This window comes from Streptomyces sp. NBC_01460, assembly GCF_036227405.1.
Lineage (GTDB): Bacteria > Actinomycetota > Actinomycetes > Streptomycetales > Streptomycetaceae > Streptomyces.
Window position 1 is genome coordinate 809,981 of the sequence record NZ_CP109473.1, and the last position, 19,715, is coordinate 829,695.

17 protein-coding genes are annotated in these 19,715 nt (G+C 71.3%); 5 read left to right on the forward strand and 12 right to left on the reverse strand.

Annotated elements, in window-relative coordinates:
• Positions 1-43 precede the first annotated feature (43 nt).
• The 4 genes from OG488_RS03740 (at position 44) to OG488_RS03755 (ending at position 2,725) form a co-directional block, all read left to right on the forward strand.
• Positions 44-979: a M56 family metallopeptidase gene (locus tag OG488_RS03740; protein WP_329225867.1), complete on the forward strand. Its 936-nt coding sequence runs from the start codon at positions 44-46 to the stop codon at positions 977-979.
• 34 nt (positions 980-1,013) lie between these two features.
• Entirely contained in the window at positions 1,014-1,709 is a 696-nt protein-coding gene (locus OG488_RS03745) for a phosphatase PAP2 family protein (RefSeq protein ID WP_329225868.1), read from the forward strand.
• Positions 1,710-1,739: 30 nt separating this feature from the next.
• The gene (locus OG488_RS03750) at positions 1,740-2,465 is read left to right on the forward strand and encodes an HAD family hydrolase (RefSeq protein ID WP_329225869.1); all 726 of its coding nucleotides are present in this window, start codon (positions 1,740-1,742) and stop codon (positions 2,463-2,465) included.
• 80 nt (positions 2,466-2,545) lie between these two features.
• The gene (locus tag OG488_RS03755; RefSeq protein WP_329225871.1) at positions 2,546-2,725 is read left to right on the forward strand and encodes a hypothetical protein; all 180 of its coding nucleotides are present in this window, start codon (positions 2,546-2,548) and stop codon (positions 2,723-2,725) included.
• A 172-nt stretch (positions 2,726-2,897) separates the two neighbouring features.
• On the opposite strand, the gene OG488_RS03760 is transcribed toward OG488_RS03755, so the two are convergent.
• Positions 2,898-4,388, reverse strand: a complete 1,491-nt coding sequence (locus OG488_RS03760; RefSeq protein WP_329225873.1) for an LVIVD repeat-containing protein — start codon at positions 4,386-4,388, stop codon at positions 2,898-2,900.
• Positions 4,389-4,569: 181 nt separating this feature from the next.
• Between OG488_RS03760 and OG488_RS03765 the strand changes: the two genes are divergently transcribed.
• Positions 4,570-5,232, forward strand: coding sequence for a DUF305 domain-containing protein (locus OG488_RS03765; protein WP_329238409.1), 663 nt, complete (start codon positions 4,570-4,572; stop codon positions 5,230-5,232).
• A gap of 153 nt (positions 5,233-5,385) precedes the next feature.
• Here OG488_RS03765 and OG488_RS03770 read toward each other — a convergent pair whose 3' ends face one another.
• From OG488_RS03770 to OG488_RS03820, 11 genes are all read right to left on the reverse strand, one after another.
• Complete coding sequence (locus OG488_RS03770) at positions 5,386-5,733, reverse strand: ArsR/SmtB family transcription factor (protein WP_329225875.1); 348 nt, start codon at positions 5,731-5,733, stop codon at positions 5,386-5,388.
• Positions 5,734-5,784: 51 nt separating this feature from the next.
• The gene (locus OG488_RS03775) at positions 5,785-6,522 is read right to left on the reverse strand and encodes a class I SAM-dependent methyltransferase (protein WP_329225877.1); all 738 of its coding nucleotides are present in this window, start codon (positions 6,520-6,522) and stop codon (positions 5,785-5,787) included.
• A gap of 81 nt (positions 6,523-6,603) precedes the next feature.
• Entirely contained in the window at positions 6,604-7,686 is a 1,083-nt protein-coding gene (locus OG488_RS03780) for an NADH:flavin oxidoreductase/NADH oxidase (protein WP_329225879.1), read from the reverse strand.
• Between the two features lie 132 nt (positions 7,687-7,818).
• On the reverse strand, positions 7,819-8,223 hold the full coding sequence (locus tag OG488_RS03785) for a hypothetical protein (protein WP_329225881.1): 405 nt from the start codon (positions 8,221-8,223) through the stop codon (positions 7,819-7,821).
• Between the two features lie 27 nt (positions 8,224-8,250).
• Positions 8,251-11,433: a glycosyl hydrolase 115 family protein gene (locus OG488_RS03790; RefSeq protein ID WP_329225883.1), complete on the reverse strand. Its 3,183-nt coding sequence runs from the start codon at positions 11,431-11,433 to the stop codon at positions 8,251-8,253.
• 117 nt (positions 11,434-11,550) lie between these two features.
• Positions 11,551-12,819, reverse strand: a complete 1,269-nt coding sequence (locus OG488_RS03795) for a glucarate dehydratase family protein (protein WP_329225885.1) — start codon at positions 12,817-12,819, stop codon at positions 11,551-11,553.
• A gap of 36 nt (positions 12,820-12,855) precedes the next feature.
• The gene (locus OG488_RS03800) at positions 12,856-13,968 is read right to left on the reverse strand and encodes an endo-1,4-beta-xylanase (RefSeq protein ID WP_329225886.1); all 1,113 of its coding nucleotides are present in this window, start codon (positions 13,966-13,968) and stop codon (positions 12,856-12,858) included.
• A gap of 141 nt (positions 13,969-14,109) precedes the next feature.
• Positions 14,110-16,512 carry a glycoside hydrolase family 3 N-terminal domain-containing protein gene (locus tag OG488_RS03805; protein WP_329225888.1) on the reverse strand — a complete coding sequence of 801 codons (2,403 nt, stop codon included), beginning with the start codon at positions 16,510-16,512 and terminating at the stop codon, positions 14,110-14,112.
• A 52-nt stretch (positions 16,513-16,564) separates the two neighbouring features.
• On the reverse strand, positions 16,565-17,464 hold the full coding sequence (locus OG488_RS03810; RefSeq protein WP_329225890.1) for a carbohydrate ABC transporter permease: 900 nt from the start codon (positions 17,462-17,464) through the stop codon (positions 16,565-16,567).
• A 4-nt stretch (positions 17,465-17,468) separates the two neighbouring features.
• On the reverse strand, positions 17,469-18,398 hold the full coding sequence (locus OG488_RS03815) for a carbohydrate ABC transporter permease (protein ID WP_329225892.1): 930 nt from the start codon (positions 18,396-18,398) through the stop codon (positions 17,469-17,471).
• A 2-nt stretch (positions 18,399-18,400) separates the two neighbouring features.
• Positions 18,401-19,645, reverse strand: a complete 1,245-nt coding sequence (locus OG488_RS03820; protein ID WP_329225895.1) for an extracellular solute-binding protein — start codon at positions 19,643-19,645, stop codon at positions 18,401-18,403.
• Positions 19,646-19,715: the final 70 nt, after the last annotated feature.

Consider the following 19,715-nt stretch of genomic DNA (forward strand, 5'->3'; position numbering starts at 1 on the left):
AGGCCATACCCGTGGATACCACGGCCCTCATAGGCTGACGCCCATGTTGGTCTCCCTCGCGCTGCTGCTGCTCGGTGCACTGGCCGCCGTCGTGGCCCCGAGCCTGATGGCGAGGGCCCGCTGGCCGGAGCGTGAGCCGGTCGTGGCCCTGTGGGTCTGGCAGTGCGTGGTCGCGGGAGTCCTGTTGTCGTTCGGGCTCTCCATGACCTTGAGCGCGGCCGCCGCCTGGCAGGCGGTGCGCGGCCATGTGTTCGCGCCCGCTCCGCACGGCGTGGTCGAGGCCTACGCCCTGGGGGCGTACGGGCCGTGGTCCGCGGTCATCGCGGTCCTGCTGGCCCTGGGCGGGGTCTGGACGGCCGCCATGCTCGTACGGGAGATCCACCGCGCCCGGTCCCGCCGCAGGCGGCGCCGGACCGAACTGCTGGTCCGTTCCCCGCTGTTGCCGGGCGAGGAGCCCGGCAGCGAGCGCCTCGTGGTGCTGGAGGGCGAGCGCCCCGATGCCTGGTGGCTGCCGGGGTCGGCACCCCGACTGGTCATCACCACCGCGGCGCTCGGACGCCTGAAGGGGCGTCAGCTCGACGCCGTGCTGGCGCACGAGCAGGGCCACGCCCAGGCCCGCCACGACTGGCTCCTGCACTGTTCGGGCGCGCTCGCGACCGGATTCCCGCAGGTACCGGTGTTCGCCGCGTTCCGGGACGAGATGCACCGCCTGGTCGAACTGGCCGCGGACGATGTGGCCTCACGCCGCTTCGGGCGCCTCACGATCGCCCTCGCTCTGGTCGAACTCAACGAGGACCGCGGCGTGTTCGGACCCGGACCGGCCTCCGGCGCCCATGTGCCCCTCAGGGTCGACCGCTTGCTCGCACCGGTGGAGCGGCTCACCGCGGGCCGCCGGCTCCGGCTGACCGCCGCTGCTGCGCTGGTTCCCGTCGTACCGCTGCTCGTGGCCTTCGTGCCGGGACTCAGGGCTCTGGGATAGCTTCTCGCGCGGATCGTGGACGAGGATCGTCCCCATGCACTCCCCTCCTCTCCCCCCGCGCACCCGCTCCCCCCTCCTAGTGACCGGCCTCGTCTGCGGCGCGCTCTCCCTCGCCCTGCTCGTGCTGGTCGCCGTGCGGTGGACACCGCTCATGACACTGGACACCTCGGTGGCCGGGGCGCTGCACCGCAGGGCGGTCACCGAACCGGGGCTGGTCCAGGTCAACCGGGTGCTGACGGACTGGGTGTGGGATCCCTGGACGATGCGCGCGCTGACCGCCGTCGTCGTCATCGTGCTGTGGTGGCGCGGCTCTCGGCTGCTCGCCGGGTGGGTCGCCGTGACCAGCCTCGTCGCCACGCTCGTGCAGCAGGGCCTGAAGGCCGTCGTGGGCAGGGAGCGCCCCCGCTGGGTCGATCCGGTGGACTCGGCGCAGTACGCGGCCTTCCCCTCGGGACACGTCATGACCGCCGCCGTGACCTGCGGGCTGCTGCTCTGGCTGCTGCGCCTGCACGGCGCGCAGGCCCCCCTCGTGTGGACCGCGACGGCGGTCGCCGTGCTCTCGATGGCCGGTGTGGCCTACACGCGCGTGTACCTGGGCGTGCACTGGATGAGCGACGTGCTGGGCGGCGCGCTGCTGGGCGGCACCGTGGCCGCGCTGTCCGCGGCCGGCTACGCCGGGTACGCCAGGCACACGCGGCGGCCGGTCCGCCCGGGCGACACGCCCTTGTAGGCGCCGCCCGGGGCCGCGATGATCAGCTTCATGCAGACCAAGGGCGTACTTTTCGACTTCTCCGGGACCCTCTTCAGGAGCGAGCCCGTCGCGGCGTGGCTGCGCGCCGCTCTGGACGCGCGGGGCACGGCCATGGGGCAGGCCGAGTTCGAGCAGTGCGTGCGGCGGCTGACCGCTGCCGGAGCGCTCCCCGGAGGACCGCCACCCGAGCGGGTCCCGTCGGAGCTGGCCGCGGCGTGGGCGGGCCGCGACAGCAGCGCGGAGTTGCACCGGGAGGCGTACACCGGCCTGGCCCGCCGGGCGGGCCTCCCGGACCCGGCCCTGGGCGACGCGCTGTACGAGCGCCACATGAGCCCTGAGGCCTGGCAGCCGTACCCGGACGCGGCCGAGGTGCTGCGCGGGCTCCGCCGCAGCGGCGTCGCGGTCGGTGTCGTGAGCAACATCGGCTGGGACCTGCGCCCCGTCTTCCGCGCGCACGGCCTGGACGAGCTGGTCGACGCGTACGTCCTGTCCTACGAGCACGGCGTCCACAAGCCCGACCCCCGCCTGTTCCGCACGGCGTGCACCCTCCTGGGGCACGATCCCGCGGAGGTGGTCATGGTCGGTGACGACCGCCGCGCGGACGGCGGAGCGGCCGCTCTGGGGTGTGACGTGCGTTTCGTCGACCCCCTGCCCGTCGCGGAGCGGCCGGACGGGCTCCGGGCGCTCGGACTGCCCGGGGCGGACGGTGGGACGCCCGGCGAGCAGGGGTCGTGAAGGATTCCGGAAGACGGTGTGAGGGATATCCCTGTCCCTGAGTGGGGTCAACCGCCCGGCGGGGGTTTAGCTTGGTGGACATGTCCCCCTATCCGAACCCGTCCGCCACCGTGCGCACCGCCTCCGTGGTCAACGAAGAGATCCGGACCCTGTGGCAGCGCTCGGGCGGACTGCTGTCCCCGGACGACGAGACGGAGTACCAGCGACTGCTCGTGGAGTGGGCCGCGGCCGCGGGTACGAGCGTCCGTCCTGCTGCCTGAGCCCCGGGACGGTGCGCCGTCCCCCTGCTGATTCCGGCGATCCCCCGCATCGCCGGAATCAGGCGTACAGCATGTCCCCGCGCCACCACCTGGTCAATGCAATAACAAGTGCCCCGCCGGACGGAGACCGTCCGGCGGGGCACTCTTTTCCACCTGCGCGGCGGAGTGCGGATCAGCGGTCGAAGTAGTCCGGCTGCGTCTGCACGTTGAGCTCGGGCAGCCGCACCTTCTTCGCCGGGTCCGTCCGCCGGTCGTCGAGCTTCAGCACGTCGAAGCCCTTGGCGATGTCGTTGGAGTAGATGTAGCCGTTGTAGTAGTACGCCGACCACGGGCCGGCCGTGGTGACCGCCTCCGTGGTGACGGGACCGCGCTCGAAGTACGCGATCTCCTTCGGCTTGGAGGAGTTGGTGAAGTCCCAGACCGAGACGCCACCCTGGTACCAGGCCTGGACCATCAGGTCACGGCCCTTGACCGGGATGATCGAGCCGTTGTGCGCGACACACACCTCGGTGTCGGCCTGCGGGCGGTCGATCTTGAAGTAGCTGCGGAAGACCAGCTTGCGGTGGTCACCCCGGCCCGTGATGTCGTAGACGCCGTCGGCACCGCGGTTCGGGCCGATCTCGTCGTTACAGGTGGCCGCGCCGCCGCCGCCGAGCTCGTCGGTGAACACGACCTTGTCCGCACCCTGGTTGAAGGTCGCGGAGTGCCAGAACGCGAAGTTCACGTTGTCCTGGACCCGGTCGATGATCTTCGGGTTCTCCGGGTCCTTGATGGAGAACAGCAGACCGTCGCCCATGCACGCCCCGGCCGCCAGGTCCTTCGAGGGAAGGACGGTGATGTCGTGGCAGCCGGTGGTCTTCGAGACGCCCGGGTTGGCCGGCGCACCCGGGTTGCCGCCGTCCGGGAAGAGGACGGGGAAGTTCACGATGCGGGAGTCCTCGGGAGCGCTGCGCGGCACCTTGATGACGGAGATCCCGTCGTGCGGGGGCTGGCAGTCCGGGAACGTCTCGTTCGGCGAGTAGGACGAGACGTACACGTAGACGTTCCTGCGCTCGGGAACGATCGTGTGGGTGTGCGAGCCGCACGCGGTCTCGACGGCGGCGACGTACTTCGGGTTGCGCTTGTCGCTGATGTCGAAGACCTTCATGCCCTCCCAGGAGGACTTCTCCGTGGCCGGCTGGGTGGTGCTGGCACAGGAGTTGTCGCTGCGGGAGGAGTCGGTCGACAGGAAGAGGAGATTCCCGGAGACCGAGATGTCGTTCTGCGAGCCGGGGCACAGGACCTGCGCCACGGTCCTCGGCTTCTTCGGGTTGCGGATGTCGAAGATCCGGAAGCCGTCGTAGTTCCCGGCGAAGGCGTAGGTGCCCTGGAACGCCAGGTCCGTGTTGAGCCCCTGGAGCGCATCCTTGGGGATGTTCGTGAGGTGTTCGATGTTGTCGCTGTGGACGATCTCGTCCACGCCGGGTATCTCACCGCTCTGGATGGCGGCCCTGGCTTCGGCCTGCTCGCTCACGGAGACACCGCCGCGGGTGGCGGGGGTGTCACCCGGATCGGGTGTCGCGGCCGCGGGTCCGGCCGTGAACAGCGTGGCGATGAGCCCGGCCGCGGCTGCCGCCACACCCAGACGTCTGCGCCGCACGCTGGTGGTGTGCAACGAGGTCACTGCGTCCTCCCTTGTATCCGTCCGTCGACGAACGGTTCATGGACCCCGGCAGTATCGTCCCTCTCATGTACACACCAACAGATGGCAACAGAGACGTAATAAAAGTTTTTGATCATCGGCCGGTGGAAGGTGTTAGGACGGTGTGCGACACACTCACGTGGCAATGGAGGTCACCGTGCTGATGCCCCGTCGGACCACACGCGTGCGCGCGGTCGCGCTGCTGACGGCGCTCGCCGCATCCGTCCTCGCTCTGGGGGGATGCGACGGGGACAGCGGTGACGAAGGGGCGAAGGCCGGTGCGGACAAGGGCTATTCGGTCGTGGCGCCCGGGAAACCCGGCGAGCCGGCCAGGACCCTGTCCCCCGAGGAGGCGCAGAAGGCCGCCGGGGACGACACCCCCAACTCGGCCGACTTCCGCTACGCCCGCATGATGATCGAGCATCACGAACAGGCCCTCGTGCTCACCGGGCTGGTCCCCGGACGCGCGTCCTCCACCTCGGTCGAACGACTCGCGAAGCGCATATCGGCAGCCCAGAAGCCGGAGATCGGCGCCATGGAGGGCTGGCTGAAGAACAACGGCGGCGACGGGCGCGAAGAGACGCACGACCACGCCGCGATGCCCGGCATGGCGACCGCCGAGCAGATCGAGGAGCTGCGCGGCGCGCGCGGCAAGGCCTTCGACCGCCTCTTCCTCGAGCTGATGATCACCCACCACCAGGGGGCGGTCACCATGGCGACCGAGGCGCTCGCGGACGGCAACAACGTGCTGGTGGAGGAGATGGCCAACGACGTCGTCGCCCAGCAGACCGTGGAGATCGACCGGATGCGGTCCCTCATGGCCTGACGCGGTCGTGCCCGCGGTCCATTCGGCCCTGTCGGCTGGCGCCACGATCCGTGCCGTCCCGCGGCCGCGCATGGCGCTCGGCGAACGGTTCGTCCTGGAAGCCGGCTCGGGGCAGCTCGCGATCCGTGCCGTCCCATGGCGGCGCTGACGCGGTCAGCCCTGGGCGAGGCGCTCGGCCTGCCGGTCCGCTCCGCCGAGGACGCTGTCCAGCAGGCCGGGGAAAAGGGCGTCCAGGTCTTCCGTGCGTACACAGCTCAGCTTCGCCGTGCCGCGGTAGAACTGCGTGATGACGCCGCTCTCGCGGAGCACCCTGAAGTGGTGGGTCGTGGTGGACTTCGACACCGGGAGATCGAAGCGGGAACAGGCCTGCTCGTCGGCGGCTCCCGCCAGTTGGCGCACGATCCGCAACCTGATCGGATCGGAGAGCGCGTGGAGCACGCCCTCGACACGGATCTCGTCGCGCGCGGGGTGGGCGAGCACACGAGCGGCGTTGGTCGTCACGGTGGCTCCACTTCGTGCAGGGGCTCCCATTGTACGAGAGTCGTCGTATCTTCAGTCACGGGCCGCCGCCACGAGCCGGACGCGTGGGCTGCCGTCCGGTCTCCGGCCGAACTCCTCGAGCGGCAGGAGCCGCACCGTGAATCCGCTCCGCACGAGGTCGTCCACGACACCGGCCAGCGGGAAGGTGCGGTAGTACATGACGAAGGGCGGGCGCCACAGGGCGTTGCGCACCCGCATGGCCACGTCGAAGCCGAGCAGCGACCAGTAGGCCCGCGAGCCCACCGCGGGCGGTGCGCCCACCGGGAAGGCGAACAGACCGCCCGGCCGCAGCACCGCGTGCACCTGGTCGAACAGGGCCGGGCGCTCCTCCGGCAGGAAGTGGCCGAACGCCCCGAAGCTCACGGCCAGGTCGAAGGTCCGGGAGAACGGCAGCGCCAGGGCATCGGCCCTGACCCAGTCCACGGCCGGGCCGTCGGTGTCCCCGGCGTGCGCCGTGTGCGCGGACCGGGCGGCGCCGAGCATACCGGCGCTGAAGTCGACGCCGGTGACCCGTTCCCGGCACAGCCCGCGCAGCACGCCCACCCCGGCCCCGGTGCCGCAGCAGACGTCCAGGCCGCGGTCGAACGGCCCGAGGGGCCGCACCGCGTCGGTGACGGCCCGCAGCACCCGGTCAGGGGTCCGGTAGGGCGTCAGGTCGAACTTCGGGGCGAGCAGGTCGTATCCGCGCATCGTCGAGGAGAACGCCTGGACGGCCAGTTCGCGCAGCGTGGGGCCCTGGGAAGTGAACATCGCGGATCAGCGTACCCACCGGGGCGGCGCCGCACCGCGTCACCGTGCGGCGGCGCCCCGGCTCCGCCGGCGTCTCCGCCGTCAGACGGAGCGGTGGTACTGGTCCGGGACGTGCGGTTCGGCGCCGAGTTCGCGCGCGGCGTGCCGGGCCCACGACGGGTTACGGAGCAGCTCGCGGCCGAGGAGGATCGCGTCGGCCTCGCCGTTCTCCAGGATCTTCTCGGCCTGCCGCGCCTCCGTGATCAGGCCGACCGCGGCGACGGGCAACGTGGTCCCGGTCTTGACGCGGGCCGCGAAGGGGACCTGGTAGCCGGGGCCGACGGGAATGCGGACGCCTGCGGCGTTGCCGCCGGTGGAGGCATCGAGGAGATCGACGCCGTGGGCCTCGAGGTCGGTGGCGAAGCGGACCGTGTCATCGGCCGTCCAGCCCTCGCCGTCCTCGAGCCAGTCGGTGGCGGAGATGCGGAAGAACAGGGGCAGCTCGTCGGGCCAGACAGCGCGTACGGCGTCGACGACCTCGAGGGCGAAGCGGGTGCGGTTCTCGTACGAGCCGCCGTACTCGTCCGTGCGCCTGTTGGAGTGCGGGGAGAGGAACTCGCCGATCAGGTAGCCGTGGGCGCCGTGGATCTCGACGATCTCGAAGCCGGCGTCCAGGGAGCGGCGGGCGGCGTCGGCGAACTGCCGGACGACGTCCTTGATCTCTCCGACGGTCAGTTCGGTCGGCACGGGGTGGTTCTCGTCGAACGCGATCGCACTCGGCGCGACGGGCTGCCATCCGTGCGCGTCGGGGCCGACCGGGGCGCCGCCCTTCCAGGGCCGGCCGGTGGAGCCCTTGCGCCCGGCGTGGGCGATCTGGACAGCCGGAACGGTGTTCTGGCTCCTCAGGAACGTGGTGATGCGGCGGAAGGCCTCGACCTGGGTGTCGTTCCAGATGCCGAGGTCCTGCGGGGAGATACGGCCTTCGGGGCTCACACCGGTCGCCTCGACGATGACGAGGCCGGCGCCGCCGACCGCGCGGGCGGCGTAGTGCTGGAAGTGCCAGTCCGTCGGGGCACCGGCCGCCGGGCCGTCGGGGGCGGCACTGTACTGGCACATCGGGGCCATCCATACGCGGTTCGGGATCGTCAGCGACCGCAGGGTGTAGGGCTCGAACAGTGCACTCACAGGGGACTCCGGTTCCTCGGGTTGCGACAGCGCGGCGCGACGGCCCCGGGGAAGTCCCGGCCGCCGCTTCGTACGATGTTCACCGTACTACGACGATCGTCGAAATACGAAGCCTCTCGTACGACTCCCCTCTCACCTCCCCGGCCGCAGCCGGCGCCGGAGGCGGATGTCGGCATCGGCCTCGTACATCTGGCTCCAGCTGCGTCCGCCTCCCGATGTCCACGTCACCTGGACGCTCGCCCCGTCCACCCGCACGGCCTCCACCGTCATGGGGCGGTCCCCGTCCCGGACGTCGCCGCGGAAGAGCTCACGCGCCTTGACCGTGACCGGCTCGGCCCATCGCGCGTTCTCCGCCTCGGCGGCCGCCGCCACGAGGGCGGCGGCCAGCTCCCTGGCCGCCGCCGGGGAGCAGGACCAGGAGGCGCTCCCCGGGCCGCCCGCGATCAGGATGCCGACCTGGAGAGGCCCTTCCGCGGGCCCGGGGGCCACCTCCATGGCCGCCTCGCGCCCCTCGGTGTCCCTGATCTCGATGCTCATCCCTGCCGCCTTGTCGTCCTGCTCCGGTCAGCTCAGCCGGAGACTCTCCGGCGGGCCCAGGTAGCTGGGCTTGAGGCCGCCGGTGTCGATCACCAGGTTCTGGAGTACCACGGTCGGGTCGACCATCCAGAATTTCAGGACGTGTGCGCCCGCCCGCCCGATGTGGTGCGTGGTTCCGGTGCGGTTGACGTTGTCCGAGGTGTTGCGTGCCCACTGCGTGTTCATGGTGCCGTCGTCGGCCCCCGTGACCTCGGTGATGTTGACGGACCGCGGTGCGTCGTCGTCGAAGGAGACCGCGTAGGTGAGCCCGTCGGTGGCCAGGGCGTTGTTGCGGGGCGAGAGGTACGCCCAGACCGTGACCGGCCCGGTCGTGAACAGGCTGACCCGGTACTCCAGCCGGGGCCCCCGGCCGCCCGGGGTCCGGCGCGCCGCGGTGACCGGGAAGGGCTCCATGCCCGCTCCGGTGCGGCCGATGCCGGGGATGCGCCGCCAGGAGATCCCGTCACGGCCGACCGCCCGGTGGAAGTGGTCGGCCTCGACGGAGACGTATCCGTTGGCCTCGACGAACCCTTCGAGCCGTGCCCGTCCGATCCGCGGCCGGTCGACGACGGCCCGCACGACGACCTCGCTGCCGCCGGGGCCGGACACGGTGACGGGCACCCGTGTCACTCCCTTCGGGGCGCGCGACCAGTCGACCCGGAAGGTGACCCGGGTCTGGGCGTCCACCCGGCCCCGGGTGCGGTCGGCGATCAGCCAGGAGGCTCCCGTGCGGATGCGGAAGTCGAAGGGATCGGTGCCCCGGTTGAAGACCTCCACATACGGTGCGGGCTGGCTCTGGTAAGGGCTGAAGACGGGCAGGACCGCCTCCGCGCCGGACATCGGCCACCAGTCGGACGAACCGTCGACGGCCACGCCCATCTCGGCCCTGGCCGGCAGCTCGATCCGCCGCACGGCGGGGAAGATCTCGTCGGCGAGCGCCACGTTGTCCAGCTCGGGCTGCTGCCAGGGCGCGTTGGGCCCGTAGCGGTCCACATCGCCGTACCCGATGTGCGGCTGGGTCTGGAACCCCTCCCATTTGCCGTCGGCCACCTCCGTGTCGAACCGCTCGGCGAGGGCGAGGTCCTCGGCCAGGCCCGCCTCGGCGGCGGCCGCGAGCTGATTGGTCAGGGCGCGGCCCTGGGGGGCGTAGTGCAGGTTGGTGAACTCCGCCTCCCGCAGGATGTACAGATTGGCGGTCGCCCCCACCGCGTAGCCGACCAGCTGGTACCAGGCGTCCTGGGCGGACGCGGGCAGCCGCTGCCGGACGCGTTCGGCGGCCGCCGACAGGCGCTGCCAGTCCTCGGTGACCCGCTCCAGCTCGCGGTAGTCGACGATGCTGAAGGGCGTGGCCCGGTCGTCGTACAGGATGGCGGAGGAGTCCGTCGCCGGGTCCTTGGCGGGGTCGAGGGTGATCTTCCGGTTGAGCAGCTCGGGCTTGCGGCGGGACTGCAGCCAGGCATACGTCCGCAGGATGCCGGCGATCTCCTGCGCCTGCCGCTCGCCGAAGTTCTGCGCGGCGTACCGCTCCTCCCACTCCGGGAGCGCCTCCAGGGGCCAGCGGCCGGGGTCCCAGGCGTACTCCAGGAAGAACTGGGTGGGCAGTTCGTTGCCCTTGAGGTCGCCCACGTTGGTGACCCAGAGGCCGTGGTTGCCGTAGGCCGCGCACTGGTGGAGCTGGTCCCACATGTTGGGGAGCGAGGCGGTGTCGACCCACTTGTAGTTGCGGCCCACCCCCACGTAGTCGAAGTGGTAGTAGAGGCCGTAACCGCCGCTGCGGGCGTCGTTCTTCAGATCCGGCAGCTTGCGGACGTTGGCCCAGTTGTCGTCGGTGAGGACGACGGTGATGTCGTCCGGGACGCGCAGCCCGCGGTCCCAGTAGTGCTGGACCTCCTTGTAGAGGGTCCACACCTGCGGGACCCCGTCCGGTGCGCCCAGCTCCTCGGCGAGGATCTCGCGCTGGGTGGCGATGATCTCCGTCATCAGCTCGATGCCGTCGCCGTCGGGCAGGCCGACATCGCCGTTCCCGCGCATGCCGAGGGTGACCACGCCCTCGAAGTCCTCGTCGGCCATGCGGCGGATGCCCTCCCGCCAGTAGGCCTTGACGGCCTCGGCGTTGCGGCGGAAGGACCACTCGCCGGTGCCGCCGTAGGGGTCGTGGCCGGGCTTGGTGATGTTTCCCGCGCCGTCGCGCACGGCGGCGACGGCGTGCCGGTTCCACTCCTCGATGCCCCGCATCATGGGCGCCTCGTGCGAGGTGCCCATGACGACTCCGTAGGCCTTCGCGGTGGCGTGGTTCTCCGGGTCGTCCTCGGCGAAGGCGCGTCCCCAGACCGCGGGCCAGAGGTAGTTGGCCTTGAGGCGCAGCATCACCTCGAAGATCCTCGCGTAGAAGCCGGCGTTGAACCCGCCTTCGAAGCCGGGCGCCTTGCCGGGACCGAAGTGGGCGGGCGCCCAGGTGCCCAGGGCCGGATTCTCGTCGTTGATGAAGAACCCGCGGTACTTCACGGCGGGGGTCCCCTGGCTGTGCAGGCCGGGCAGGGCGTACAGCGCGTCCCGGTGGACGGGGGCGACGTCGTCCCACCAGTACCAGGGCGAGACGCCGATCCCCCGGGAGACGTCGTACGCGCCGAAGATCGTGCCGCGCTGGTCGCTGCCCGCGATGACGAACGCGCGGTCCACTCCGGGCAGCGGCTTCTCCACGACGGTCTGGAGGCTGGTCTCCCACCTGCCCGTGATCCCGGAGGCCTTCAGCCTGCCGGCGGAGATCAGGCCGTCGATCAGCGGGCTGCGGCCGATGGTGCCCACGAGGACGATCTCGCGGCTGCCGCGCGGCGGCGCGTTCCGTGCGAGCAAGGGGCGCACGCCGGTGACCCGCTCGATGTCGTCCCGGAGGTCACCGGCCACCCGGACGACCCCGTCATGGTCCTCGTCGCTGACCACGACCGGGGCGGCACGACCGGCCCTGACCAGGGGGAAGGCACCGGACCGGGGCGTGAACGAGATGTACGCGCCGGGGTCGGTGGGCCTGGCCGTCGCGGAACCGCCGGAACCCGCCGGCGCCGCGGCGGCCTCGCCGGCCAGTCCTGTCAGCGATCCGAGCGGCGTCGCCGCGAGCGCCGTGAACCCGAGACCGGCCCCGAGGACCGACCTGCGGCTGGTGTGCTTGTCCATGCTGCTCTCCCATTGTGTTCACACACATGACGAATTGGACGGGTGTACGCCCCTGACGGGTTTGCGGTGCGGGCCCCGACGTCGGTCGGTGACGCCGGGCGCGGCGGCCCCGGCGGGTCACCAGCGGGGTGTCCTCTTCTCGTAGGAGGGGTCGATCCGGCGGATGTAGCCGGTGTCGTCGCGGTTGCGCAGTCCGCACGCGATGTACTGCTCGTGCAGGCGGGCGAGTGCGTCGCGGTCCAGCTCGACGCCGAGGCCGGGCCCCCGGGGGACGCGGACCGCGCCGTCGGCGAAGGTGAGTGCGCCGGGAACCACGATCTCCTCGGTCTTCCACGGCCAGTGGGTGTCGCAGGCGTAGGTGAGGTCGGGCGTGGCGGCTGCCAGATGGGTCATCGCGGCCAGGCTGATGCCCAGGTGCGAGTTGGAGTGCATCGAGAGGCCCATGCCGAACGTCTCGCAGATCCCGGAGAGGAGCCGGGAGCGGTGCAGACCGCCCCAGTAGTGGTGGTCCGAGAGCACGATCCGCACCGATCCCCGCGCGACGGCGGGAGCCAGGTGGTCGAAGGCGACGACGCACATGTTGGTGGCGAGCGGGACCGGCGTCTCCCGCGCGACCGCGGCCATTCCGTCGAGACCGGGTGTCGGGTCCTCCAGGTACTCCAGGACGCCCTCCAGCCGGCGGGCCACCCCGACCGATGTGGGCACGCTCCAGGCCGCGTTGGGGTCGAGCCGCAAGGGGATGCCGGGGAAGGCGTCGCGCAGGGCGAGCACCGCCTCGGCCTCCTCCTCGGGGGGCCGTACGCCGCCCTTGAGCTTGATCGCCGAGAAGCCGTACGTGTCGATCATGCGGCGGGCCTGGGCGACGATGCCGTCCGGGTCGAGGGCCTCGCCCCAGTCGTCCGGTTGCGCCCCCGGGTGGCCGGCCCACTTGTAGAAGAGGTAGGCGCTGAAGGGGACGGTGTCCCGCACCGCGCCGCCCAGCAGGTCACTGACGGGGCGGCCCGCCGCCTTGCCCTGGATGTCGAGGCAGGCCACCTCGAACGGGGAGAAGACGCGGTCGACGACGCTGCTGGTGGTGATCATCCCGGTGAGCCCGGACCCACCGGTCCCGGCGTCCTCCGCCAGCGCCGCGGCCACCGCGCGGTGCATGGCGCCGAGCGCGTACACGTCCATGCCGGTGACCGCGTCCGCTGCCGCCCGCAGCCGGCGCAGGTGCCCGTCGTCGGCGTACGTCTCGCCGAGACCGACCGGGCCGTCGCCCGTGTCCACCTCGACGACCGCCCGCAGCGCGAAGGGCTCGTGCACGCCGACCGCGTTCAGCAGCGCCGGGTCCCTGAAGGCGACCGGAGTGATGCGCACTCCGGTGATCCGGAGGTCCGTCGTCATCCGTCGCCTCTTCCGTACCGGTGGGGTGGTCGTGGGTCAGCGCCGGCCCGCGGCGAGCGCCAGGGTCTGGCGCAGGGTGCCGTAGGCGGGCTTGGGGGCGTAGTTCTCGTCGAGGATGTTGGCCGCGCCCTGGCCGGGGAAGGTGTCCGGCACCCAGGAGTAGCTGTCGGTGAAGCCCCAGACGGTGAAGTCGTTGCAGCCGGGAGTGAGCAGGCAGCCGCGCAGGAGGACGCCGTAGCCCTCGGCCTGGGCCTGGGCCTCCAGCTTCGTGCTGTCGGCCGGCATGGGGATGCGTACGTCGGCCTCCGTGATCGCGGTCTCCAGGCCGAGGCGGTCGAAGCGCAGCATGTTGTCGGCGATGTCGTGCGGCGCGCTGTACTGGACGGCCAGGTGGCCCTGGATCCCGACGCCGTGGACAGGGACGCGCTGCTTGCGCAGGGTCGTGACCAGCTCGTGGAGGGCCGTGCTCTTCGCGTTGACGCCCTCGATGTTGTAGTCGTTGATGAACAGCCGGGCCTTCGGGTCCGCCTGGTGTGCCCAGCGGAAGGCGTCGGCGATGTAGCCGGGGCCCAGCTTCCGCAGCCAGATGCTGTCCCGCAGCGTGCCGTCGTCGTCGAAGGCCTCGTTGACGACGTCCCACTGCCAGACCCTGCCCTTGAAGTGGGCGACCTGGTCGGTGACGTGCCGGTGCAGGATCTCCCGCAGCTCGCCGGCGGTGAAGTCGCCCTCGTTCAGCCAGGCCGGGAGCTGGCTGTGCCACACCAGGGTGTGACCGCGGACCAGTTGCTTGTTCTTCGCGGCGAAGTCGACGAGTCGGTCGGCGGCGGCCCAGTCGTACGTGCCCCGCTCAGGCTCCACCGCCTCCCACTTCATGACGTTCTCCGGGGTCACGGACGTGAACTCCTTCTCGACCTCGGCGCGGTAGGGCGCGTCATCGGAGAGAGCGGTGGTGTCGACTGCTGTGCCGATGCGCAGTCCGGCCTTCAGGCCGAGGGCGCCGAGCGTCTGCCGGGCCGGTGAGCCGCTGCCTTTCCCGGCGTGCCGCCCGGTGTCGACGGTGGCGGCGGAAGCGCTGGAGAGGGCGAACGCGGAGACGAGGAGCACGGCGGCCGCGGAGCCCACCGCGACCGAGCGGTTTGCCTTGAACATGACAGATGCCTTTCCATGACGACGCGTGGAAGCGAAACCGCCCCGAGCGCGCCGGGCGGCCTTCGAAACTTTCGACATCTCCCCGCACACCCCTCCGGGATGCGCGGGGCGGGCGTGCGGGGGGCCTCGGCCCCCCGCACGTCACTTCTGTGCGAGCGGCGCGTCGACCGAGGTGTCGCAGACCAGGCGGCGCCGGTGATCGACGGTGCGCTCCGGCCCGGTGAGCCGCAGCCGTACGGTGTGCCGGACGTCGGCCGCGTCGCTGGAGGTGGCGAAGCGCAGCTCGAGGTCTCCGGGCTCGACGATGCGGTGCCCGCCGGTCCCGGTGAAGGAGACCAGGTCCGGATGGAAGCGGAAACTCACCCTCCGCGACTCCCCCGCGGCGAGCGGCACCCGGGCGTATCCGATGAGCCGTGCCTCTGGGCGCGTGGTCTGCGCGACCGGGTCGTGGACGTAGAGCTGGACCACCTCGGCCCCGTCCTGCTCACCGGTGTTGCGGACCGTGAGCGTGAGGTCGGTCTCCCCGTCGGTGGGGAGCTCGGCCGGCACGTCGGCGCCGGCCTCCCACGCGAACGAGGTGTACGAGAGCCCGTGCCCGAACGGATAGAGCGGGGTGGGGTCGAGATTGGTGACCCCGTTGGCCCGGCCCAGCGGAGGCTGCAGATAGGTCCACGGCTGACCGCCGGTGCCGTGGGGCACCCCCACGGGCAGACGCCCGGACGGGTTGACACGCCCCGACAGCACGCCCGCGAGCGCGGGTCCGCCCTCCTCACCGGGGAAGAACGCCTGCACGCACCCGGCCAGCCGGTCCGCCCGGCCGCCGAGGGCGTACGTACGGCCCGTCAGCAGCACCAGGACGACCGGCGTGCCGGTCGCGAGCAGCGCGTCCAGGAGCTCGCCCTGGAGGCCCGGCAGCGCGAGGTCGGCCACGTCGCAGCCCTCACCGGAGGTGCCGCGGCCGAAGAGTCCGGCCCGGTCGCCGAGCACGGCCACACAGACGTCCGCTCCGGCCGCCAGCGCGGCGGCCGCCCCGATACCCTCCGCGTCCGTGCCGTCCACGTCGCAGCCCTGCGCGTGGTCGATACCCGCACCTGGGAACTCCTCGCGGAGCGCCTCCAGCACCGTGGGGATGGCGATCCCCATGGGCGCCCCGGGGTGCTGGACCCCGACGTGGCTCGGGAAGGAGTAGCAGCCGAGCATGGCCAGCGGATCGTCGGCGCGCGGTCCGACGACCGCGATCCGTCCGGTGCCGCTCAGCGGCAGCGCACCCTCCGGGTTGGCCAGCAGGACGCAGGACCGCTCGGCGAGCAGCCGGGCCAGGGCACGGTTCCGCGGCGGGTCGAGGTCCACCGCCCCGCGCGCCCGTCCCGGTTCCACGCCTTGCAGCGCGGACGGCAGGACCTGGTGCTCCGGGTCGAGCAGGCCGAGCTCGCACTTCTGCAGCAGGACCCTGCGCAGGGCGCGGTCCACCAGTTCCTCGGCCACCAGTCCGTCCCGCACGGCGGCGACGAGTGCGTCACCGTAGCTGCGCACGGTGGGCAGTTCCACGTCGACGCCGGCGGTCAGGGCCAGTCGGGCCGCGTCGCCGCGGTCCGCGGCCACCTTGTGCAGGGTCTCCAGGAAGCCGATGCCGAAGTAGTCGGCGACGACCGTGCCGCCGAAGTCCCAGGTGTCGCGGAGGAGGCCGGTGAGCAGGGACGGGTCGGCGGCCACGGGGACCCCGTCGATCTCGGCGTACGAGTGCATCACCGAGCGGGCGCCGCCGTCACGGACCGCCATCTCGAACGGCGGGAGGATCACGTCGGCCATCTCCCGGGCACCGGCCCGGACGGGGGCGAGGTTGCGGGCGCCGGCCGACGCGGAGTAGCCCGCGAAGTGCTTGAGCGTGGCGACGATCCCCGCCGATTCCAGCCCCTTCACGTAGGCCGTGGCGATGGTGGCGACCAGGTAGGGGTCCTCGCCGATCGTCTCCTCGACACGTCCCCAGCGCAGGTCCCGCACGACGTCCAGCACCGGCGCGAGCCCCTGGTGGATCCCGACCGACCGCATGTCGCCGCCGATGCGGTGCGCCACCTCGGCGACCAGCTCGGGGTCCCAGGCGGCGCCCCAGGCGAGCGGGACGGGGTAGGCGGTGGCGCCCCACGCGGTGAACCCGGCGAGGCACTCCTCGTGGGCGAGCGCCGGGATCCCGAACCGGCCGGCCTCCACGATGCGGGCCTGGGCCGTGGCCAGCGAGACGGCGCCGACACCGGGGTCCACCGGGGCGGTGCCGAACGGGCGGGTGAGCTGGCCGAGTCCGCGCGTGGTGAGGGCCTCGAAGTCGACCGGGTCGACCATGTCGTTCTGGTGCGGCGCGACTCCGTCACCCTCCGCGTCTGCGCCCACCCAGATTCCGTACAGCTGGGCGGCCTTCTCCTCGAGGGTCATACGGGCCGCCAGATCGGCCACCCTCACCTCGGGGCTGAGCGAGGGGTCGCGCCACGGGCCGTCGACGGCGGAGGGCGGATCGGCCCGGCGGGCCTGCGGGACGGGGTGGATTGCCATGGCGGCAGGGGTTCCTCTCATGGGTGCGGTGGTCCGGGGCGGCGTCCGTGTGCTATTTGCCGCCCACCCCCATCAGTCCGTTGATCAGCGCCCGCCGGGCCACGAGGTACACGGCGAAGATGGGGATGACGGAGAGGACGATCGCCGCCAGCACCGCGGGGATGTTCACTCCGAACTGGCTCATGAAGTTGAACAGGCCGAGCGTCAGGACGCGTTGCTCCTCCGACTGGGTCAGGATCAGCGGGAAGAGGAAGCCGTTCCACGCCTGCAGGGCGGAGAAGATGGCGACCGTGCTGATCCCGGCCCTGGACAGCGGCACCGCCAGCTGCCAGAGCATGCGCACCGGTGAGGCCCCGTCGAGGGACATCGCCTCGTACATCTCCTCGGAGACGTCACGCATCGTGCCGCTGAGCACGAGGACCGCGACGGGCATCGCGAAGGCGGCGGTGGGCAGGATGATCGCCCACAGGCTGTCGTACAGCCCCATCTTCCCGATCATCAGGTACAGGGGCACGATCACCGCCTGCGCCGGGATCGCCACACCGAGGAGGAAGGTCCGGAAGGCGAGCGAGGAGAGGCGGCTGCGGGTGCGCACCGCCACGTACGCGACCGGGACGGAGAGCACCAGCACGAGGGCGACGGTGGCCACGGCCACGATCGCGGTGTTGCCGATCAGCGAGAGGAACCCGCTGTCCAGCACGGTGCGGTAGTTCTCGAGCGTCGGGTCGGTGGGGATCGCCAGCGGGTCGCCGTCGAGTGCCTCGTCCTGGTGCATCAGCGAGGCGGAGACCAGCGTGTAGAGGGGCACCAGGACGATGAGGAGCCAGATCAGCGAGCCGAGTCCGGCCACCGGGTTGCCCAGGGGCCTGCGCCGGCGGACCGGGCGTCCGCGGCGGGGCGGGGTGGGTGCCGCGTCGTGCCGCGGCGCGGCGGGGCGGGTGTCGATCGACATCTCGTCACATACCTTCCCGGGTCGACCGCATGGACCCGAAGCCACTGAGGCGCACCATGAGGAGCGAGATGCTGGTGGCCACGACGACGAGCGCGGTGGCGACGGCCGCCGCGTAGCCGAGGTCGTACGTCTGGAAGCCGGTCCGGTACATCAGGTAGGGCAGGATCGTCGTGTCGGTGCCGGGACCGCCCTTGGTCATGATGAGCACGGTGTCGAAGTAGGTCAGCGAGCCGACGATCATCAGGACCGACGAGGTCGTCATGGTGTGGCGCAGCTGCGGCAGCGTGATGTGGAAGAACTGCCGCACCATGCCCGCCCCGTCGATGGAGGCCGCCTGGTAGAGGACCTCCGGGATCTGCCGGGCACCGCCCTGGTAGATCAGCGTGTGGAAGGGCATGAACTGCCAGCCGCCGACGAAGGCCACCACGAGCAGGGCGCCGGTGGAGGAGCCCATGACGTTGGGGTCGACGCCGAGCCAGGGTCCGATGGTCTGGATCACGCCGAAGTTCGGGTCGAGCAGGGCGTGGAACAGCATCGCGATGGCGGTGGTGGAGAGCAGCAGCGGGATGAAGAAGATCGCGGACAGGAAGGCCCTGCTCCGCTGGCGTCCCGCGGCCCAGACGCCCAGCAGCAGGGCCACCGGCGTCTGGAAGACCCAGCTGATCGTGGTGAGCAGGAGGCTCAGCCAGGCTGCCTGGCCGAATTCGGAGTCCTTGAACAGGCGGGTCCAGTTGTCCAGGCCCGTCAGGGTCGGGGAGTCGAGCCCGTCCCACTCGCAGAAGGAGAGGTAGACGGCGATCGCCAGGGGGACGATCGCGAAGACGGCGAAGAAGAGGATGCCGGGGAGGGCCCAGGCGACCGGGGGGCGGCCGACGTTTCCGACGGCCGCCTTCCTGTCTCCGTGCCTCTTCGCAACCGGAGTGTGGTGGGACATCGTTACCTGGCGGCCTTCATTGCTTCGACGAACTGCTCAGGGGTCGTCTTGCCGGCGAACAGCTTGCTGATCTCCGTGAGCAGGGGCGTGGCGTACTGGGCTTCGAGCGCCTGGTCCCAGGAGAGGGTGAAGCTCGGGGCCTTCTGCACCATCTCGTACTGGTCGGTGGCGAACTGCGGGTTGGGGGAACCGCTCAGCATCGAGGCCGCGTTCGACGTGGTGGGCACATCACCGTTGTCGACGAGGGCCTGCGCGTAGGTCTTCGACGCCATGGCCTTCAGGAACGCGACGGCGGTGTCCTTGTGCTTGGTCCGGGCGTTGACGGACCAGTAGTTGGTGGGGTTGCCCACCACGTTCGCGGGATCGCCCACCCCGCCGGCCACGGTCGGGAAGGCGGTCCAGCCGAGGTCCTTCTTCGCGAACTCCGGGGCCTTGCCCAGCTGCGTCGAGTACTCCCACGAACCCATGAGGTGCATGGCGGCCTTGCCCTTGTTGAGCAGGGTCGGGGCTCCGCCGTTGCCGTAGTCCACGGAGTTGAAGTTCTTGCCGAAGGCGCCGCCGTCGACCAACTCCTTGACGGTCTGCGCCGTCCTGAGCACCGCCGGGTCGCCCCAGCCCTCGGTGTCGCCGTCCTGGATCTTCTTGAAGACCTCGGGGCCGCCGATCCGGTCCAGCAGGTACTCCATCCACATCAGTTCGGGCCACTTGTCGGAGCCGCCGAGCGCGAAGGGGGTGATGCCGGCGTCCTTGAAGGTCCTGATGGCCGCCTGCAGGTCCTCCCAGGTCTTGGGGGGCTCGATCTCGTGCTCGGCGAAGAGGGCCTTGTTGTAGAAGAGCATCACGGGCTGCATGCCGCGCATGGGCACCCCGTAGATCTTCCCCTCGAGTCCGCCGGCCGTCATGATCGAGGGCAGGAAGCCGTCCTTGAGCGTCGCGTCGTTCGTGACCGTCGACGTCAGGTCGACCAGGTCGTCGGAGTCGACGTACGGCTTGATGGAGCCGCCGCCCCAGTTGAAGAAGACGTCCGGGGCGCTGGGTGAGCCCATGGCGCTGCGCAGCTTGTTCACGTAGTCGGTGCCGGGGACCGACACCAGCTTGACCTTGACCTCGGAGGTCTTGTTGAACGTGTCGACGGCGGCCTGCTGAACCTTGACCGCGTCGTCGCCGTAGACATAGGCGGTGATGGTCCCGCTGTCACTGCCGCCCGCGCCGGAGCCGCAGCCGGCCAGCAGTCCGGCCATGGCCATGGCCGCACCCGCCGCGGCCCATCTCGTCGTACGTGTGCCCTGAGTGAATATCCCCGACCGCATGACCGCA

Coding starts and splice junctions, on each gene's coding strand:
- OG488_RS03750 (WP_329225869.1), top strand. CDS start 1,740: ATGCAGACCAAGGGCGTACTTTTCGACTTCTCCGGGACCCTCTTCAGG.
- OG488_RS03820 (WP_329225895.1), bottom strand. CDS start 19,645: ATGGCCATGGCCGGACTGCTGGCCGGCTGCGGCTCCGGCGCGGGCGGC.
- OG488_RS03815 (WP_329225892.1), bottom strand. CDS start 18,398: ATGTCCCACCACACTCCGGTTGCGAAGAGGCACGGAGACAGGAAGGCG.
- OG488_RS03800 (WP_329225886.1), bottom strand. CDS start 13,968: ATGTTCAAGGCAAACCGCTCGGTCGCGGTGGGCTCCGCGGCCGCCGTG.
- OG488_RS03740 (WP_329225867.1), top strand. CDS start 44: ATGTTGGTCTCCCTCGCGCTGCTGCTGCTCGGTGCACTGGCCGCCGTC.
- OG488_RS03775 (WP_329225877.1), bottom strand. CDS start 6,522: ATGTTCACTTCCCAGGGCCCCACGCTGCGCGAACTGGCCGTCCAGGCG.
- OG488_RS03745 (WP_329225868.1), top strand. CDS start 1,014: ATGCACTCCCCTCCTCTCCCCCCGCGCACCCGCTCCCCCCTCCTAGTG.
- OG488_RS03765 (WP_329238409.1), top strand. CDS start 4,570: ATGCCCCGTCGGACCACACGCGTGCGCGCGGTCGCGCTGCTGACGGCG.
- OG488_RS03795 (WP_329225885.1), bottom strand. CDS start 12,819: ATGACGACGGACCTCCGGATCACCGGAGTGCGCATCACTCCGGTCGCC.
- OG488_RS03785 (WP_329225881.1), bottom strand. CDS start 8,223: ATGAGCATCGAGATCAGGGACACCGAGGGGCGCGAGGCGGCCATGGAG.
- OG488_RS03810 (WP_329225890.1), bottom strand. CDS start 17,464: ATGTCGATCGACACCCGCCCCGCCGCGCCGCGGCACGACGCGGCACCC.
- OG488_RS03805 (WP_329225888.1), bottom strand. CDS start 16,512: ATGGCAATCCACCCCGTCCCGCAGGCCCGCCGGGCCGATCCGCCCTCC.
- OG488_RS03790 (WP_329225883.1), bottom strand. CDS start 11,433: ATGGACAAGCACACCAGCCGCAGGTCGGTCCTCGGGGCCGGTCTCGGG.
- OG488_RS03755 (WP_329225871.1), top strand. CDS start 2,546: ATGTCCCCCTATCCGAACCCGTCCGCCACCGTGCGCACCGCCTCCGTG.